This is a genomic window from Vibrio sp. Isolate22, from assembly GCF_022398115.1.
GTDB lineage: Bacteria > Pseudomonadota > Gammaproteobacteria > Enterobacterales > Vibrionaceae > Vibrio.
The window spans coordinates 54,686-71,963 of the sequence record NZ_JAKEUW010000019.1; the positions used below are offsets into that span (position 1 = coordinate 54,686).

Annotated in this window: 19 protein-coding genes; 3 read left to right on the forward strand and 16 right to left on the reverse strand. The window is 45.4% G+C overall.

Annotated elements, in window-relative coordinates:
• Nucleotides 1–32: 32 nt before the first annotated feature.
• From atpE to L1D55_RS13010, 16 genes are all read right to left on the reverse strand, one after another.
• Nucleotides 33–290 (reverse strand): F0F1 ATP synthase subunit C, encoded by a 258-nt coding sequence (gene atpE / locus L1D55_RS12935; RefSeq protein WP_004411110.1) that lies wholly within the window; start codon nt 288–290, stop codon nt 33–35.
• 51 nt (nt 291–341) lie between these two features.
• Entirely contained in the window at nt 342–1,139 is a 798-nt protein-coding gene (gene atpB / locus L1D55_RS12940) for a F0F1 ATP synthase subunit A (protein ID WP_004739289.1), read from the reverse strand.
• Nucleotides 1,140–1,147: 8 nt separating this feature from the next.
• Nucleotides 1,148–1,537 carry a F0F1 ATP synthase subunit I gene (locus tag L1D55_RS12945; protein WP_008221392.1) on the reverse strand — a complete coding sequence of 130 codons (390 nt, stop codon included), beginning with the start codon at nt 1,535–1,537 and terminating at the stop codon, nt 1,148–1,150.
• Between the two features lie 191 nt (nt 1,538–1,728).
• Complete coding sequence (locus tag L1D55_RS12950) at nt 1,729–2,610, reverse strand: ParB/RepB/Spo0J family partition protein (protein WP_239917687.1); 882 nt, start codon at nt 2,608–2,610, stop codon at nt 1,729–1,731.
• A 23-nt stretch (nt 2,611–2,633) separates the two neighbouring features.
• Entirely contained in the window at nt 2,634–3,407 is a 774-nt protein-coding gene (locus L1D55_RS12955; protein WP_026084427.1) for a ParA family protein, read from the reverse strand.
• Between the two features lie 14 nt (nt 3,408–3,421).
• Nucleotides 3,422–4,054, reverse strand: coding sequence for a 16S rRNA (guanine(527)-N(7))-methyltransferase RsmG (rsmG, locus tag L1D55_RS12960; RefSeq protein ID WP_004739283.1), 633 nt, complete (start codon nt 4,052–4,054; stop codon nt 3,422–3,424).
• Nucleotides 4,054–5,949, reverse strand: a complete 1,896-nt coding sequence (mnmG, locus tag L1D55_RS12965; protein ID WP_004739281.1) for a tRNA uridine-5-carboxymethylaminomethyl(34) synthesis enzyme MnmG — start codon at nt 5,947–5,949, stop codon at nt 4,054–4,056. Before mnmG ends, rsmG begins: the two co-directional genes overlap by 1 nt.
• Before the next feature lie 482 nt (nt 5,950–6,431).
• Nucleotides 6,432–6,866, reverse strand: coding sequence for an FMN-binding protein MioC (gene mioC / locus L1D55_RS12970; protein ID WP_102424686.1), 435 nt, complete (start codon nt 6,864–6,866; stop codon nt 6,432–6,434).
• A gap of 50 nt (nt 6,867–6,916) precedes the next feature.
• The gene (gene mnmE / locus L1D55_RS12975) at nt 6,917–8,278 is read right to left on the reverse strand and encodes a tRNA uridine-5-carboxymethylaminomethyl(34) synthesis GTPase MnmE (RefSeq protein ID WP_239917688.1); all 1,362 of its coding nucleotides are present in this window, start codon (nt 8,276–8,278) and stop codon (nt 6,917–6,919) included.
• 129 nt (nt 8,279–8,407) lie between these two features.
• Entirely contained in the window at nt 8,408–10,030 is a 1,623-nt protein-coding gene (gene yidC / locus L1D55_RS12980) for a membrane protein insertase YidC (protein WP_128162547.1), read from the reverse strand.
• 2 nt (nt 10,031–10,032) lie between these two features.
• Entirely contained in the window at nt 10,033–10,290 is a 258-nt protein-coding gene (yidD, locus tag L1D55_RS12985; protein WP_102426369.1) for a membrane protein insertion efficiency factor YidD, read from the reverse strand.
• Nucleotides 10,257–10,580 carry a ribonuclease P protein component gene (gene rnpA / locus L1D55_RS12990; protein WP_017055478.1) on the reverse strand — a complete coding sequence of 108 codons (324 nt, stop codon included), beginning with the start codon at nt 10,578–10,580 and terminating at the stop codon, nt 10,257–10,259. The genes yidD and rnpA overlap by 34 nt, the downstream gene beginning before the upstream one ends.
• A gap of 45 nt (nt 10,581–10,625) precedes the next feature.
• Nucleotides 10,626–10,760: a 50S ribosomal protein L34 gene (gene rpmH / locus L1D55_RS12995; RefSeq protein ID WP_004735800.1), complete on the reverse strand. Its 135-nt coding sequence runs from the start codon at nt 10,758–10,760 to the stop codon at nt 10,626–10,628.
• Between the two features lie 206 nt (nt 10,761–10,966).
• Nucleotides 10,967–11,704 carry an amino acid ABC transporter ATP-binding protein gene (locus L1D55_RS13000; protein ID WP_008224668.1) on the reverse strand — a complete coding sequence of 246 codons (738 nt, stop codon included), beginning with the start codon at nt 11,702–11,704 and terminating at the stop codon, nt 10,967–10,969.
• Nucleotides 11,701–12,372, reverse strand: coding sequence for an amino acid ABC transporter permease (locus L1D55_RS13005; RefSeq protein ID WP_004739268.1), 672 nt, complete (start codon nt 12,370–12,372; stop codon nt 11,701–11,703). The genes L1D55_RS13000 and L1D55_RS13005 overlap by 4 nt, the downstream gene beginning before the upstream one ends.
• Nucleotides 12,373–12,487: 115 nt before the next feature.
• Nucleotides 12,488–13,237 carry an amino acid ABC transporter substrate-binding protein gene (locus tag L1D55_RS13010; RefSeq protein ID WP_060983463.1) on the reverse strand — a complete coding sequence of 250 codons (750 nt, stop codon included), beginning with the start codon at nt 13,235–13,237 and terminating at the stop codon, nt 12,488–12,490.
• A 310-nt stretch (nt 13,238–13,547) separates the two neighbouring features.
• Between L1D55_RS13010 and dnaA the strand changes: the two genes are divergently transcribed.
• The 3 genes from dnaA (at nt 13,548) to recF (ending at nt 17,274) form a co-directional block, all read left to right on the forward strand.
• Nucleotides 13,548–14,975: a chromosomal replication initiator protein DnaA gene (gene dnaA / locus L1D55_RS13015; RefSeq protein WP_004739264.1), complete on the forward strand. Its 1,428-nt coding sequence runs from the start codon at nt 13,548–13,550 to the stop codon at nt 14,973–14,975.
• A gap of 81 nt (nt 14,976–15,056) precedes the next feature.
• The gene (dnaN, locus tag L1D55_RS13020; protein WP_063522131.1) at nt 15,057–16,157 is read left to right on the forward strand and encodes a DNA polymerase III subunit beta; all 1,101 of its coding nucleotides are present in this window, start codon (nt 15,057–15,059) and stop codon (nt 16,155–16,157) included.
• Nucleotides 16,158–16,194: 37 nt separating this feature from the next.
• The gene (gene recF / locus L1D55_RS13025) at nt 16,195–17,274 is read left to right on the forward strand and encodes a DNA replication/repair protein RecF (RefSeq protein WP_239917689.1); all 1,080 of its coding nucleotides are present in this window, start codon (nt 16,195–16,197) and stop codon (nt 17,272–17,274) included.
• Nucleotides 17,275–17,278 lie beyond the last annotated feature (4 nt).

Below are 17,278 nucleotides of genomic sequence, written 5' to 3' on the forward strand. Positions count from 1 at the left end.
TACAAAAATTTAATTAACTATTAAAGAGTTAATTAGCCTGCTAGTTGACCAACAAATGGGTTAGCAAACGTGAATAGTAGTGCGATTACGATACCGATCATTGGAACAGCATCCAGTAGACCAGCGATGATGAACATCTTAACTTGTAGCATAGGAGCCATTTCAGGTTGACGCGCAGCGCCTTCTAGGAATTTACCACCAAGAATAGCAAAACCAATTGCAGTACCTACGGCACAAAGACCAACAATAATAGCAACAGCGATTGCTGAAAAACTTAGTACAGTTTCCATTTACGTTCTCCGATTAACATTAATAGTTAGAATAAAGCTTAAAAATTTTTTTTAGTGATCACTATCTTCGTGAGCCATTGATAAGTAAACAATTGTCAACATCATGAAAACAAATGCTTGAATCAAAATAACCAAGATGTGGAAGATAGCCCAAGGTAGTGCACCTACCCATTGTAAGTACCACGGTAGCATTGCCGCGATAAGAATAAACACCACCTCACCCGCAAACATATTACCAAATAAACGCATACCTAGAGATAGTGGCTTCGCCAGAAGCGAAATTACCTCAAGTACCAAGTTAAATGGAATCATGATTGGGTGATTAAATGGATGCAGTGCCAATTCTTTAGCAAATCCGCCCAAGCCTTTTACTTTGATGCTGTAGTAGATCATCAGAGCAAAAACACCTAGAGCCATTGCCATGGTTATATTTACATCAGCTGTAGGAACCACTTTCAAGTAAGGGATGCCTAACCAATGCTCTGCAGGATATGGTAAGAAATCGATTGGCACTAAGTCCATCAAGTTCATTAAAATAATCCAGCAGAATATAGTCAGTGCTAATGGGGCAATCAGCGGGTTGCGGCCATGGAAAGTTTCTTTAACGTTGTCGCCAACGAATTCCACTACCATTTCTACAAAACACTGAAGCTTACCAGGTACACCTACTGTTGCTTTCTTAGCGACTGAGCGAAAAACCCAAAGGAATAACATCCCTGTCAACACCGAAAAAAACAGACTGTCTATATGTACGTTCCAGAAACTTGTCTCCTCTACAAAACCTAACTTAGCTAAAGATAGATTCTGTAAGTGGTGTTCAATGTATCCGGATGCTGTTGCCGCAGCCATAACTCGTCCTATTTCTTATTGTTAATGAAAAGCACTGGCGCAAAGATATTAATACCAAGAACCAGTAAATAGGTCAGTTTGAGGGGAATTAACTCCACCTGCATATACATGTAGACAATAGAGAATAGTAGAACTGTGATTAGGATTTTTAGCGCTTCGCCAGCATAGAACGACGCCGCAACTAACTTAGTCGCGCGAGCTCCACAAAAAAGGAAAGCACACACACAAAAAACCACATTCGCGATGACAAAAATACCGCCACCGATCAATGCAGCAAAACCCCAGTCAGGATTAACAGCTAAACCTAACCCTATCGCCACTAATATAACCGCGCTAAGCTCGATCAATAACATTTGCTTTGCAAGCACTCGTCCTGGTCTTGCTAACGCCGCTACCATGTATTCGTTCCTCTTTAAGCCCACTTTACCACTCGCTAAAAAGCGTGCTGAGAAATTGGCGAAAATTATACGTTCAGCCAAATCGATTGCAATAAGAACGCTGCAATCATTTACATTTTTGCATACAAACCGACAACTTTTGTACGAAATTACTTGTTTATTACATAATTGACCTAAATCAATTATCTCATTTAGTACTCTAATTTAGCAATAAGTTGCTCTAATTTGTGAGGCTCATCAAGAGTAATTGTCACTTTTGACTTACCGCTAACAGAACGAGTAACTGAAACGTTTGCTTGCAATTTTTCCGTGAGTCTTCGTGAAAGTTCGATAGCTTCTGTGTCTTCAGGCTTCGATTCTGGCTCAACGTCTGGTTTTAAACACTTTTTAACAAGTTGTTCAGTTTGACGCACGGTCATGTTTTTGGTCGCCGCAGTGTTCGCTGTCTCAACTTGGGTATCACCTTCGAGCGCAAGCAGTGCTCGAGCATGCCCCATTTCCAGTTGTTTGTTGGAAACTAAACCTTTTACTTCATTTTCGAGCTGATTTAGACGTAATAAGTTACTAACCGTTGCTCTCGATTTACCAATCACATCAGCGACTTGCTGGTGCGTCAGTTCAAATTCATTCTGTAAGCGCTCTAGCGCTTGTGCTTCCTCAATAACATTCAGGTCTTCACGCTGAATATTCTCGATTAACGCCATCGCAATAGCGGCTTTGTCTTCCACTCGCTTGACCAGACACGGCACTTGCTTAAGGCCTGCTTGACGAGCTGCTCTCCAACGACGCTCACCCGCAATAATCTCATACTGATCTTGTGCTAATGGACGTACAACGATTGGCTGGATAATGCCTTGAGATTGAATGGAAGCCGCCAGCTCTTCTAGCGCTTCAGGCGCGATATCTTTACGCGGTTGATAAACACCTGGCTTCAAGCTACCAACAGCCAACTCTGTTAGCTCTCCATCAGCCGATAACGCCTGACTATGAGAAGCGACTTGCTGTTTTTCACGAGCCAATGAGCTAGTTGCAAGCAGTGCATCTAGCCCTTTTCCTAAACCACGCTTAGACATTGAGCGAATTCCTTTGGTTAGACCTATACTGGGACTTCTTCACGACGCAACATTTCGCCTGCAAGAGCAAGATATGCCTTAGCACCAGCGGAATATTTGTCGTAGTACATTGCTGGTTTGCCGTGACTCGGCGCTTCAGCAAGGCGTACATTTCTAGGGATCACGGTTCGGTAGACCTTGCTACCGAAGTGTTTTTTGAGTTGATCTGATACTTCGTTTGATAAGCGGTTGCGAGGATCATACATAGTACGCAGAAGACCTTCGATCTTCAGGTTCTCGTTAACCACCGCCGCAAGCTTACTTATGGTATCCATCAACGCAGTCAAACCTTCAAGAGCAAAGTATTCACATTGCATTGGAACTAATACGGAATCGGCAGCTGCCATGGCATTAATTGTAAGAAGGTTTAATGAGGGCGGGCAATCAATAAAGATGAAATCATAATTATCGCGAATGGATGCGAGTGCATTTTTAAGGCGAACTTCACGCGCAAACACTTCCATTAGTTTGATTTCTGCCGCAGTAACATCACCGTTTGCGGCGATGAGGTCATAATTACCAGATGTACTCCGGCAAACTACCTCATCAAATGGGGTGTCTTCAACCAGCAAATCGTAAGCAGTTGCTTCAACCTGATATTTGTCGACACCGCTCGCCATAGTGGCATTACCTTGAGGATCGAGGTCAACAACCAATATCTTGCGTTTAGTTGCCGCCATTGATGCTGCTAAGTTAATGCAAGTTGTTGTTTTTCCTACGCCGCCCTTCTGGTTGGCAATTGCTACGATTCTACCCACTATGGCCTCGCTGATTATCCCTGACGCGATAAAGTTACTAGATGACGCTCTCCGTCAAGCTCTGGCACTCGCAAAGCTTTAATGTCTGTCACTGAACACCATTCAGGTAACAGGTCAATTTCGTCTCTAGGATGTTGTCCCTTAAGAGCCAAAAATACACCGGATTGCTCTTTAGGTAAATGGTGACACCACTCTACCATGTCTGTCATTGACGCAAATGCGCGACTGAGCACTGCATCAAACTTTTCTTCAGGTTGAAACTCTTCAACACGGCTTTGAACTGGCACAACGTTGTCGATCCCTAGCTCATGAACTACCTGTTTAATAAAACGAATACGCTTACCTAAGCTATCTAGCAAGTAAAACTCGCAGTCTGGGTTCATGATTGAGAGCGGAATCCCAGGTAAGCCAGGTCCGGTGCCTACATCGATAAAGCGCTTACCCTGTAAGTGAGTGCTAACAATGATGCTATCTAAGATATGTTTCACCATCATTTCTAATGGGTCACGAACCGAAGTCAGGTTGTAAGCCTTGTTCCATTTGTTGAGTAACTCAACGTAGCCAACCAACTGGCTACGTTGTTTTTCAGATACTTCTAGGTCAGTCTGGCCAATCAGGTGATCCAGTTTTTCGCGTAATACGCTCATTATGCTTCCTCACCCTTTTTCAACAGGCCGTGTTTTTTCAAGTAAACCAGTAGAATTGAAATTGCCGCAGGTGTAATACCCGAAATACGAGAAGCAATACCAATTGAATCCGGTTTAGCGTTAGTTAGTTTTAGAACCACTTCGTTAGAAAGCCCTTTTACTTGGCTGTAATCAATATCAGCAGGAAGTTTGGTGTTTTCATGACGCAGTGATTTTTCAATTTCGTCTTGCTGACGCTGAATGTAGCCTTCGTACTTCACTTGGATCTCAACTTGCTCAGCCGCTTGTTGATCTTCCAGTGCAGGAGAAAAACGATCCAGAGCCGTCAACTGTGAGTAAGTCATTTCAGGACGACGCAGAAGATCTTCACCGCTCGCTTCACGAGACATTGGTGTTTTTAGGATCTGGTTCAGCGCGCCAATATCTTCAGATTTTGGATTAATCCAAGTCTCTTTCAGACGCTGACGTTCTTTCTCCATGTTGTCCATCTTCTCATTGAATCGAGCCCAACGTGCATCATCAATCAAACCAAGTTCACGAGATTTTTCTGTCAGACGGATATCGGCGTTGTCTTCACGAAGCAACAGACGGTATTCCGCACGAGACGTAAACATACGGTACGGTTCTTTGGTGCCCATGGTTGATAGGTCGTCGATCAGAACGCCCATGTAAGCTTGGTCACGACGTGGGCTCCAGCCTTCTTTGCCTTGAGTAAACAAGCTTGCGTTCAAACCAGCCATCAGGCCTTGCGCAGCTGCTTCTTCATAACCAGTTGTACCGTTGATTTGACCAGCAAAGAACAGACCTTTAATAAACTTCGTTTCGTAAGTCAGTTTTAGGTCGCGAGGATCGAAGAAATCATACTCAATCGCGTAGCCAGGGCGCACGATGTGAGCATTTTCGAAGCCCTTCATTGAGCGAACAATTTGAACCTGTACATCAAACGGCAGACTAGTAGAGATACCATTCGGGTATAACTCATGTGTCGTTAGGCCTTCAGGCTCAATAAAAATTTGGTGGCTGTTTTTATCAGCAAAACGCATCACTTTGTCTTCAATCGAAGGACAGTAGCGAGGACCAATACCCTCAATCACGCCAGCGTACATAGGGCTACGGTCAAGGTTGGCACGAATCACATCGTGCGTATTTTCATTGGTGTGCGTGATGTAACATGGGATTTGGCGTGGCTGTTGTGCTCGGCTGCCCATGAATGAGAAAACCGGTGTTGGGTTATCACCGTGTTGAACCTCAAGCTCAGAAAAATCAACACTACGCGCATCGATACGAGGAGGCGTGCCGGTTTTCAAGCGATCAACTCTAAAGGGAAGATCACGAAGACGGTCCGCTAAAGCGATCGATGGTGGATCACCAGCACGACCACCAGAAGAACTTTCCATACCAATATGGATCTTACCGCCTAGGAATGTACCCACCGTCAGTACCACAGCATCAGCCCGGAACTTAAGACCCATTTGGGTTACCACACCGACCACTTGATCCTGTTCAACGATTAGGTCATCAACCGATTGTTGAAACAAGGTTAGGTTTGGTGTGTTTTCAAGAACATTACGCACAAAGGCTTTGTAAAGCGCTCGGTCTGCTTGAGCGCGCGTTGCACGAACCGCAGGACCTTTTGACGCGTTTAGTGTTCTGAACTGAATACCTGCATGATCAATGGCTTGTGCCATCAAACCACCCATTGCATCGACCTCTTTCACCAAGTGGCCCTTACCGATACCACCGATAGCTGGGTTACAAGACATTTGTCCCAAGGTATCGATATTATGAGTAAGTAATAACGTACTTTGACCAGTACGTGCAGATGCGAGTGCGGCTTCCGTTCCTGCATGGCCGCCACCAACAACGATGACGTCAAATTTTTCGTGATAAAGCATGAACCGACCTCAGGTATTCAAACGTTTTCTAAACTGATAAAAAGGAGCGATATTCTACCTGTTTTCATAGCTTGAGAAAACGTTTTTGGAATTTTTCGATTAAGCTGTTTTTAATTAATATAGATAAGATCTTTAAAGAGATCTTTTATTGGATCTATTATTAGGATCGAAGCGGTCTGTGGATAAGTCGGAAATGATCAACGAGATCATGGATCTTTTTTGGATCAAATGGTGTGATCTAACTTTGATCAGAGTGAGGACTAGCTGGGATCAAAATGGCTACTTATTCACAGAGGTAAATAGCTCTAAAACTTGTTATTTGGATAACTATAGGTTAATCACCGAATATGTATGATCTTATCCACAACAGATCTTGAAAATAAATGGCTAATTTTCGGCTTTTACCCCAAAAAGTTATTCACAATCTCGATATTCAGGCACAAAAAAAGCGGCAAAAGCCGCTTTTTTAAGAGAATAGAGGGTTAAAATTGGTCACTATGATCGTTAAACCACTCTTCTGCAGCGTCTTCAGGGACCGGAGTCTCCAAAACATCGATGGTAAAACAGTCAGAAATCGCCTGTCCGCCAAGTTTTGTTAATAACTCATGAGCGGTTTGGCCTGCTGCGCAGAAGGTGTCGTAGCTTGAATCACCAATGGCAATCACAGCAAAGCGAACCTTATCGAGTTGAGGTGCGTGCTCTGTCAGATCGGCTATGAATGGCTTGATATTGTCAGGGAATTCACCGGCACCATGGGTCGAGGTCACTACTAACCAGAAGCCTTGCTGAGGAATATCATTGTATTCAGGCTGGTTGTGTAGCGTTATCTCATGGCCTTGTTCTTCTAGAAGATCATTAAGGTGATCGCCAACGTATTCAGCGCCACCTAAGGTGCTACCTGTAATAATGTGGATCATTAAGCTGTCCTTACTAAAGAAAAAGGCCGGCATCAGCCAGCCTTCTTGGGTTATTTACCAATACAGAATGAAGAGAAGATACGCCCTAAGAGATCGTCTGAGCTGAACTCGCCTGTGATCTCATTAAGGTGTAGCTGAGTGATACGAAGCTCTTCCGCCAAGATTTCACCCGCCATGTAGCCTTCAAGTTGCTGCTGGCCAATATCGAGGTGCTCTGAGGCACGCTCAAGCGCATCCAAGTGACGACGGCGAGCCATAAAGCCACCTTCATGACCACCAGCAAAGCCCATACACTCTTTTAGGTGACTACGTAGGGCATCCACGCCTTGACCTGTTTTTGCGGACAAGCGAATCAGAGTTGGATCGTTCACGTGACAAATCCCGAGCTCTTCATTGGTTTGATCCGCTTTGTTACGAATGACGGTCATCCCAATGTTATCTGGTAAACGATCAACGAAATCTGGCCAGATATCTTTCGGGTCTGTGGCATCGGTTGTAGTGCCATCCACCATAAATAGGACTCGGTCAGCCTGAGCTATTTCTTCCCAAGCACGCTCAATGCCGATTTTTTCAACTTCATCAGACGCATCACGTAAGCCTGCGGTATCGATAATATGCAGTGGCATACCATCAATATGGATGTGTTCTCGCAGTACATCACGTGTAGTACCAGCAATATCAGTCACTATTGCCGACTCTTTGCCTGACAGCGCGTTCAGTAGGCTAGATTTACCGGCATTTGGGCGGCCTGCAATCACCACCTTCATGCCTTCACGCATGATGGCACCTTGGTTGGCTTCTTGGCGTACTGCCTCTAGGTTGTCGATGATAGCCTGTAAGTCAGCACTTACTTTACCGTCTGCCAGAAAGTCGATCTCTTCTTCTGGGAAGTCGATAGCTGCTTCAACATAGATACGCAGGTGAATCAGTGAATCGACTAGTGTGTTAATGCGTTTTGAGAACTCACCTTGAAGAGATTGCAGTGCGGATTTGGCCGCTTCTTCTGAGCTTGCGTCAATCAAGTCAGCGATCGCTTCGGCTTGGGTTAAATCCATTTTGTCGTTTAAGAACGCACGCTCTGAGAACTCACCAGGACGAGCTGCACGCACGCCTGAGATGCTTAGGATGCGTTTGATGAGCATATCCATAACCACAGGGCCACCGTGACCTTGCAGCTCTAGGACATCTTCACCGGTAAAGGAGTGCGGGTTAGGGAAGTAGAGCGCGATACCTTGGTCGAGCTCGATGCCATCGGCAGATTTAAAAGGTAGGTACTCAGCGTAGCGAGGCTTAAGTGTTTTTCCCGTTACTTCTAGGGCAACCTGAGTCGCTAATGGGCCGGAAACGCGGATAATACCGACGCCACCACGGCCGGGCGCGGTCGCTTGAGCAACAATCGTATCTGTAGTCATAGTTGTGCCTGCTAGCATGTGAACGCCGAAAAGGGCATTCACGATTAATCAATTAGCTGAATTGTAATCAGCTAAAAACAAAAAGGCGACCTTTTGGTCGCCTTTCTTTAGCTCTTTCTATTATCGAACTTACTTAGAATGTAAGCCTTTCTTTTCCAGCGCGCGGTAGATAAGCGTTTGCTGAATCAGAGTTACGATGTTCGATACTAGCCAGTAAAGAACCAGACCTGAAGGGAAGAACAGGAAGAAGAATGTGAACATAACCGGCATAAAGGTCATGATCTTCTGCTGCATTGGATCCGTTACAGTTGTCGGGCTCATCTTCTGGATTAGGAACATTGAAGCACCCATCAGAAGTGGCAAGATGTAGTATGGGTCTTGCGCTGAAAGGTCAGTAATCCAACCGAAGAACGGTGAGTGACGCAGTTCAACAGACTCCATTAGTGCCCAGTATAGCGAAATGAAGATAGGCATTTGCAGAAGGATAGGTAAACAGCCACCTAGTGGGTTTACTTTCTCTTTCTTGTAAAGCTCCATCATTTCTTGGCTCATGCGTTGACGGTCGTCGCCGATACGCTCACGCATTGCAGTCAGCTTAGGCTGAAGCATACGCATTTTCGCCATAGACGTGTACTGAGCTTTCGTTAGTGGGTACATAGCACCACGAACGATGAAAGTTAGGATGATGATTGCCACACCCCAGTTCGATACGAAGCCTTGAATGAACGAAAGCAGAGTATGAAGTGGTTTAGCAATGAACCATAGCCAGCCGTAATCTACTACCAAGTCTAGGTTTGGTGCAGTTGCTGCCATTTGGTCTTGAAGTTTTGGACCAACCCAAAGCGTTGCTTTAAAGCTTGCTTCGTCACCGTTAGCGATGGTTTTGTTCGGCATACGAACACCGATGTCGCCTAGGTTACCGATTACACGAGTGTAAAGGTTGCTGCCTGCTTCGTCGCGTGGGATCCAAGCACTTGCAAAGTAGTGCTGAATCATCGCTGCCCAACCTTGACCATTTGCTAGGTTAAGAGACAGGTTGCGATCTTGCATGTCGTCGAAGCTGTATTTTTTGTAACGCGTGTCTTCCGTAGAGTAAGCACCACCACGGTAAGTTGGCATTGTTAGGCTACCGCCGTCATCCATAACGTTTTGACGTAGGTGAGCGTACATACCGAATGTCGCGTTGTTGCCAGAGTTGTTGACTACATCGTATTCAACGTCAATCGCGTAGCTGCCGCGCTTAAGGATGAATGTTTTTGTGTAATCTAGGCCATTCGCTTGGTAAGTCATTGGGATGCGTAGTTCATCCTGACCGTCAGCCAGCGTAAAGCTGTCTGCTGAAACCGTGTAGCTAGGGCGGTTTGTGCTGCTAAGGTCGATACCTTGAGGACCAACTAGACCGCTTTGAGCGATAAATTGGTGGCCTGGCTCATTCTTAAGAAGAACAAAGCTCTCTTCAGAATCAAACTCAGCTGAGTAATCATTTAGGTCTGCTTTCACAACATCACCACCAACCGTATCAATTGACAGAGTCAGTACATCAGTGGTCACTGTGATAGTTTTTGCAGAAGAAGCAACTTGACCAGGAGCCGGGTCTAGATCATCTGCATAAGATGGCGCTGGTAGGGTGCTGCCAGATTGTGCCTGCTCAACCGCTTGAGGAGCTGGGTTCTTAGCTACATTCCATTGTTGGAAAAGTAGGAAAGAAACCAAAGCCAATGCGATTAACAGGATATTACGTTGAGAATCCATCGTTATTTATCTCTGTCTTGTTTTTGGACTGGTGGAACGGGGTCAAAGCCCCCATCGTTCAAAGGATGGCATTTTAATAGACGTTTGCCTGATAACCAACACCCTTTTACAAAACCGTGAGCTTTCAACGCTTCTATCGCATATAAAGAGCAGGTTGGAGTAAATCGGCAGCGTGGGCCGATGAGTGGACTAATAAACCATCTATAAAAATAGATGGGTATTAGCGCTATCCACGCGAAGGGCGAGACAGGCGAAGCCATAATTTGTCGAGTAGCTTGAACATTTCTTCATTGCTTAAATCTTGCGCGCTCTTCTTAGCGATTACAACAAAATCTTTGTTAGGAAGTTTGTGCTGAGTGTTACGAAAGCTTTCACGAGTAAGACGCTTGAATCGATTACGACCCACGGCGGTTTTAATCTGCTTTTTCGGAACGGCTAATCCAAGACGAGGATTTGAAAGAGAGTTATTTCGAGCAATGATTGTGAAATGAGGAGAGCCAGCTCGATGAGCTTGCTTGAAGACATTTTGATAATGTTCGGGAGTTAACAAGCGTAACTCCCGACCGAAGGCTAGCTTATTCAAAATAATCAAAGATTACTTAGAAAGACGCTTACGGCCTTTTGCACGACGTGCATTGATTGTTGCGCGACCGTTCTTAGTAGCCATGCGAGCACGGAAACCGTGAGTACGCTTACGCTTTAGAACTGTAGGTTGAAAAGTGCGTTTCATTGTAATTACCTTACTGATCAGTAGTTTTAGGTTTTTGTTAAACCCGGCGTGGGCATTTTTTCTCTTCTTTATATAAGAAAGGAAAACCGACGCCTCTCAACAAAGAGGCGGAATTGTAATCACTGTCACAAAAAGTGTCAATGATTGGGTTAACTAAAATTCCGGTCGGGGGATTATACGTAGAATAACTAAAATCACAAGGATCCTTAGTCGATCCCAACCTTATTTAGGAATTTTTTTAATTTAGGATCTTGTGGATTACCAAAAATATCCTGTGGAGATCCCTGCTCGACAATATGACCGTCAGCCATGAAGATCACTCGGTCTGCGACCTCTCTAGCGAACTGCATTTCATGGGTAACCACCAGCATGGTTTGATGCTGGTTTGCCAATTTTTTCATTAGGTTAAGTACTTCGCCAACCCACTCAGGATCCAGCGCAGAAGTGGGCTCATCAAACAGTAAAAGCTCTGGTTGGAGTGCCATTGCACGGCCAATACCAACACGTTGCTGTTGACCGCCAGAAAGCGCTGCTGGGTAGCTGTCTGCTTTGTCGCCTAGGCCGATATCATCAAGTATTTGTTGTGCTTTTTCATAGGCTTGTTGCTTCTTCCAACCACGCACTGTAATCAAACCTTCAGCAATGTTCTGCTTGGCGGTTTGGTGAGCAAATAGGGCATAGTTTTGGAAAACAAAGCCGGTCTTACGTCGCAGTGCTAGCACTTCTGCTTTGGTATGCTTTTGGGCATCGACTTTGATGTCATCAATCGAGATCGTACCTTGGTCGGCTTGTTCAAGAAAGTTCACACAGCGCAGTAGTGTAGACTTACCTGTACCACTCGAACCTATGATAACAATGATCTCACCTTGCTTGATTTCTAGGTCGATCCCTTTGAGAACTTCGGTGTCACCAAAGTGCTTGTGGATATTTTGTAATTTGATCATCGTACGTATGCCTTATTCAGTTTCACTTCGGCCCAAATTTGAATACGAGTGAGGATAACCACCACGCCCCAGTAAATCAGTGCTACTGCCAAGAAAGCCTCGAAGAAGCGGAAGCTTGAAGATGCCTCCATTTGAGCTTTAGCCATAATCTCAGCCACGCCTAGCGTAAAGGCAAGTGAGGTCGATTTGATCATATCGATGAAGTAGTTCATCAAAGAAGGCAGAGCGACACGGGTCGCTTGCGGCAAGATCACTCGGCGCATCGCTTGGCTAGTCGTCATACCTACCGAAAGGCTCGCTTCCATCTGGCTGCGATCAATACCGATAATCGCGGCGCGAATACTTTCTGCCATGTAAGCGGCAAAGTGCAGGGTTAAACCAATGACTGCAGCACTGAATGCATCTAAGCCAACCATCCACGGGAATACCTGAGGTAAGCCGTAATAAAGGAGGAACAGCTGAACCAGCAGTGGTGTGCCACGGAAGAAGCTAATATAAAGCTGGCTGAGTTGGTCAAGTACTGGGATTTTGAACACACGAATGTTTGCCAGTATAACAGACAGGATCAGAGCAAAGAACAAGCCCCAAATCGCCATCTCCATGGTGGTGCCGAGATACTTTAACAGTATCGGTAGCAGCTCTAGCATGTAGTTAAAATCAAATCCCATAATCTATCTCGTATTTTTATTGGAAGCCGCGTGATATCAAGCGTTTTTATCAGTGATATAAAAGCAAAAGCCCACCGCTGTATAAAGCAGTGGGCCTTGAATGGAGAGTGAGTGATTACTTCTGAGTAATGTCCGCACCAAACCATTTCTGAGAGATACTTTCTAGCGTACCATCTGCGCGCATTGCTGCTAATGCTTCATTTACTTCGGCTTGTAGTTTCTTACCGTTGTCGTTGTCTACGAAAGGCCAAGCATTTTCAATCGTTTCGAATGGCTGACCTGCTAGCTGTAATGGTAGACCAGTCTTCTTGATAAGCTCTAGTGCAGATAGGCGATCCATAACGAATGCATCGGCACGACCAAGAGCGACATCGTGTTCAATACCTGTGTCGTAGGTTTTCACGTTGATCTTGCCGTCTTTATCGTAGCTGCGTAGCAGTTGTTCAAAGTTCGAGCCTAGGTTTACCGCAACAGTCTTACCTTCAAGGTCTTCGATACCTTTAATGCTATCATTACCCTTACGAACAGTAATTTGCGCGCCGTCTACTACGTATGGGTCTGCGAATAGGTATTTCGCTTTACGTGCATCCGTCATTGTAATTTGGTTAGAAATGGTATCGATTCGACCCGTTTCAAGAAGACCAAACAGACCAGAGAAGTTCGCTGTCACGTACTCAACCTTGTAGTCGTTACGTTTACCGATCTCATCCCATAAATCCACTTCAAAACCTTGTAGTTGGTCTTGCTTAACGAAAGTAAATGGGAAGTAGCGACCAGACATGCCGACTTTAACTTCAGTCGCAGCTTGAACAGTAGCAGCAGAGAGTGCGATAGCCGCAATTGCAGCCTTAATCCAGTTATTCATTTGGTAACTCCTTATATTTATGGGATTGGATGTTACTGGTAAATTGCTCGATAGAATAAATAACCAGATGTTATTAACCATAACTAGATCGCATTCTCGTTTTGGGGATAACTAGCAAGGATCCGGGCATAAGTGGATCGTTGTGTGAGTAAATTTGGGGCAAGATGTGCGGATCCGCCGGTTAATTACAAATTTATTGTGAATAACTTGGATCTTATTCACTGGATCTGTGATCAATTGCTGGTGATCTGACTTATCAACAGGTAAAATTAGCAGTCATTTCATATTACTTAAATAGAGTGGGGGCACCGTGTCATCTTCGCTTTGGTTGCAGTGTTTGCAACAGCTTCAAGAAGAGTTACCAGCTACAGAATTCAGTATGTGGGTTCGTCCGTTACAAGCGGAGCTCAATGACAATACTCTAACTCTATTTGCACCGAACCGTTTCGTACTCGATTGGGTTCGTGATAAGTACTTAAATAGCATTAACCGTCTGTTGCAAGAATATTGCGGCAACGATATCCCGCATCTGCATTTTGAAGTCGGCAGCAAGCGTGTATCGGCACCTAAGCCGGCAGCACCTGCATCGGCTCCTGCGCCAACTCGTACCGCTGCGGATGTAGCGGCAGAGTCGTCGGCGCCTGCACAGCTGCAAGCTCGTAAGCCTGTTCATAACACATGGCGCGATGAAGAGCCTGTGGATGTGGACATCAACCACCGTTCAAACGTGAACCCTAAACACAAGTTCAATAACTTTGTTGAGGGTAAGTCGAACCAACTTGGTTTGGCTGCAGCACGTCAGGTGGCAGATAACCCAGGCGCGGCATACAACCCACTATTTCTATACGGTGGCACCGGCCTAGGTAAAACTCACTTGTTGCACGCGGTAGGTAATGCCATTGTTGATGGCAAGCCGAATGCAAAAGTGGTTTACATGCACTCTGAGCGTTTTGTTCAGGATATGGTTAAAGCGCTACAAAACAATGCGATCGAAGAATTCAAACGCTACTACCGTAGTGTTGATGCACTGCTTATCGATGACATCCAATTCTTCGCGAATAAAGAGCGCTCTCAAGAAGAGTTCTTCCATACCTTTAATGCGCTGCTTGAAGGCAACCAACAGATCATCCTAACTTCTGACCGTTATCCAAAAGAGATCAACGGCGTAGAAGATCGTCTTAAATCTCGTTTCGGTTGGGGTTTGACGGTTGCGATCGAGCCACCAGAGCTTGAGACGCGTGTTGCGATCTTAATGAAGAAAGCAGAAGACCATCAAATTCACCTTGCAGATGAAGTGGCATTCTTTATTGCTAAGCGTCTGCGTTCTAACGTTCGTGAGCTCGAAGGCGCACTGAACCGTGTTATCGCGAATGCGAACTTCACTGGTCGTCCAATCACTATCGATTTCGTACGCGAAGCGCTACGTGATCTACTGGCACTGCAAGAGAAGCTGGTTACTATCGATAATATTCAGAAGACAGTGGCGGAGTACTACAAAATCAAAGTGGCTGACCTGCTGTCTAAGCGTCGTTCTCGTTCTGTTGCTCGTCCACGTCAATTGGCGATGGCACTAGCAAAAGAGCTGACTAACCACAGCTTGCCTGAGATTGGTGATGCATTTGGTGGCCGTGACCACACCACGGTACTGCACGCTTGCCGTAAGATTGCTCAGCTGCGTGAAGAGAGCCACGACATTAAAGAAGATTATTCGAACTTGATTCGTACCCTTTCTTCTTAATACACAGTATTCTTAACCTTAATAAGCAGAATCTTGGTCACGCACCTATGTTGCGTGCCATTTAGACCGTAAGAGCAAGATATGAAATTTACCATTGAACGTAGTCATCTGATTAAGCCGTTACAACAAGTGTCTGGCGCGCTAGGTGGCAGGCCAACACTTCCAATTCTAGGAAACCTACTGATTAAGGTAGAAGATAACGTGTTGTCGATGACAGCAACGGACCTAGAAGTTGAACTGATCAGCCGTGTAACGCTTGAAGGTGATTTTGAAGCGGGCAGCATTACTGTGCCTTCTCGTAAATTCCTAGATATCTGCCGTGGTTTACCTGATAGCTCAGTGATCACTGTGGTATTGGATGGCGACCGTGTTCAAGTACGCTCTGGTCGTAGCCGCTTCTCATTGGCAACCTTGCCTGCGGCCGATTTCCCCAATATTGAAGACTGGAGCAGCGAAGTTGAAGTGTCTGTGACACAAGCTGAACTGCGTGGTCTTATCGAAAAAACTCAATTCTCAATGGCGAACCAAGACGTTCGTTACTACCTCAACGGTATGTTGTTTGAGATTGAAGGCTCGACTCTACGTAGTGTGGCGACCGATGGTCACCGTATGGCGGTATCTCAAGCTCAGCTTGGTGCTGACTTTGCACAGAAGCAGATCATTGTGCCTCGTAAAGGTGTGCAAGAGCTAGTGAAGCTATTGGATGCACCTGAACAACCAGTAACGCTGCAAATTGGTAACTCAAACGTGCGTGCTGAAGTGAACAACTATGTCTTCACTTCGAAGCTTGTTGATGGTCGTTTCCCTGATTATCGCCGCGTAATGCCGCAGAATACTACCAAGACACTAGAAGCGGGCTGTGATGAATTGCGTTCAGCGTTCTCTCGTGCAGCGATTCTATCGAATGAAAAATTCCGTGGTGTTCGCGTGAACCTTGCAGATAGCGAGATGCGCATTACCGCTAACAACCCAGAACAAGAAGAAGCCGAAGAGATGCTAGACGTGACTTATGATGGTGACGCGCTAGAGATCGGCTTCAACGTAAGCTATGTACTTGATGTATTGAATACACTGCGTTGTGAACAGGTTCGTATCTCAATGTCAGACGCGAACGCGAGTGCCTTGATTGAAAATGCACAAGATGACAGCGCAATGTACGTTGTTATGCCAATCCGCCTATAGAGTTGGTGCCATCGTTAATGATTAATATGATGACGCTATGCCACTCTCTCGTCTAATCGTTAAGCAGTTTAGAAATATTGAAGCCTGTGACATTCAACCGTCATCAGGCTTTAACTTTCTTATAGGGCCTAACGGAAGCGGTAAAACCAGTGTCCTTGAAGCGGTATATCTGCTCGGCCACGGTCGCTCATTTAAGAGTTCCCTAACGGGACGCATCATACAAAATGAGTGTAGCGAACTGTTTGTGCACGGCCGTTTTATGACCTCGGATCAATTTGAGCTGCCAATTGGCATTAATAAGCAGCGCGATGGCACAACAGAGGTTAAAATAAGCGGTCAAACTGGGCAAAAACTCGCGCAGTTAGCGCAAGTCTTACCTTTGCAGTTGATTCACCCGGAAGGGTTTGATTTACTGACAGATGGACCTAAGCATCGCCGCGCATTCATTGATTGGGGAGTCTTCCACAGTGAGTCGGGTTTCTATGATGCATGGGGCAGGGTAAAGCGCCTCAATAAGCAGCGAAACGCCTTATTGAAAACGGCAACGCATTATCGAGAGTTGAGCTACTGGGACCAAGAACTGGCCCGTTTAGCGGAAAGCATCAGTGAGTGGCGTGCCACCTACGTCAATCAGCTTAAAGAAGTCGCTGAAGATATCTGCGCGACCTTCCTACCTGAGTTTGAGATAAAGATTAACTATTATCGCGGCTGGGACAAAGATACCCCATATGCCGAGATATTAGAGAAGAATTTTGAAAGGGATCAGCAGCTTGGTTACACCTTTAGTGGACCAAACAAAGCGGACCTGAAGATAAAAGTGAACGGCACTCCAGTGGAAGATGTCTTGTCACGAGGTCAATTGAAGTTGATGGTGTGTGCGTTGCGAGTAGCACAAGGGCAGCACCTCACTCAAATGACAGGTAAGCAGTGTATCTATTTAATAGATGACTTCGCTTCCGAATTAGATAGCCAACGCCGCGCACGTCTTGCTGAGTGTTTAAAGGCGACCGAGGCTCAAGTTTTTGTAAGCTCTATTACCGCTGATCAGATTGCAGATATGCATGATGAAAATAGCAGGATGTTTCATGTGGAACATGGCAAAATAGAGCAAGGATAATTAG

Excerpts from the sequence above, each read along its gene's own strand:
- recF (WP_239917689.1), top strand. The coding sequence starts at position 16,195 with ATGCCACTCTCTCGTCTAATCGTTAAGCAGTTTAGAAATATTGAAGCC.
- L1D55_RS13010 (WP_060983463.1), bottom strand. The coding sequence starts at position 13,237 with ATGAATAACTGGATTAAGGCTGCAATTGCGGCTATCGCACTCTCTGCT.
- mnmG (WP_004739281.1), bottom strand. The coding sequence starts at position 5,949 with ATGCTTTATCACGAAAAATTTGACGTCATCGTTGTTGGTGGCGGCCAT.
- dnaN (WP_063522131.1), top strand. The coding sequence starts at position 15,057 with ATGAAATTTACCATTGAACGTAGTCATCTGATTAAGCCGTTACAACAA.
- yidD (WP_102426369.1), bottom strand. The coding sequence starts at position 10,290 with ATGGCTTCGCCTGTCTCGCCCTTCGCGTGGATAGCGCTAATACCCATC.
- yidC (WP_128162547.1), bottom strand. The coding sequence starts at position 10,030 with ATGGATTCTCAACGTAATATCCTGTTAATCGCATTGGCTTTGGTTTCT.
- mnmE (WP_239917688.1), bottom strand. The coding sequence starts at position 8,278 with ATGACTACAGATACGATTGTTGCTCAAGCGACCGCGCCCGGCCGTGGT.
- atpE (WP_004411110.1), bottom strand. The coding sequence starts at position 290 with ATGGAAACTGTACTAAGTTTTTCAGCAATCGCTGTTGCTATTATTGTT.
- L1D55_RS13005 (WP_004739268.1), bottom strand. The coding sequence starts at position 12,372 with ATGGGATTTGATTTTAACTACATGCTAGAGCTGCTACCGATACTGTTA.
- rsmG (WP_004739283.1), bottom strand. The coding sequence starts at position 4,054 with ATGAGCGTATTACGCGAAAAACTGGATCACCTGATTGGCCAGACTGAC.
- L1D55_RS13000 (WP_008224668.1), bottom strand. The coding sequence starts at position 11,704 with ATGATCAAATTACAAAATATCCACAAGCACTTTGGTGACACCGAAGTT.
- rpmH (WP_004735800.1), bottom strand. The coding sequence starts at position 10,760 with ATGAAACGCACTTTTCAACCTACAGTTCTAAAGCGTAAGCGTACTCAC.
- atpB (WP_004739289.1), bottom strand. The coding sequence starts at position 1,139 with ATGGCTGCGGCAACAGCATCCGGATACATTGAACACCACTTACAGAAT.
- mioC (WP_102424686.1), bottom strand. The coding sequence starts at position 6,866 with ATGATCCACATTATTACAGGTAGCACCTTAGGTGGCGCTGAATACGTT.
- L1D55_RS12950 (WP_239917687.1), bottom strand. The coding sequence starts at position 2,610 with ATGTCTAAGCGTGGTTTAGGAAAAGGGCTAGATGCACTGCTTGCAACT.
- L1D55_RS12945 (WP_008221392.1), bottom strand. The coding sequence starts at position 1,537 with ATGGTAGCGGCGTTAGCAAGACCAGGACGAGTGCTTGCAAAGCAAATG.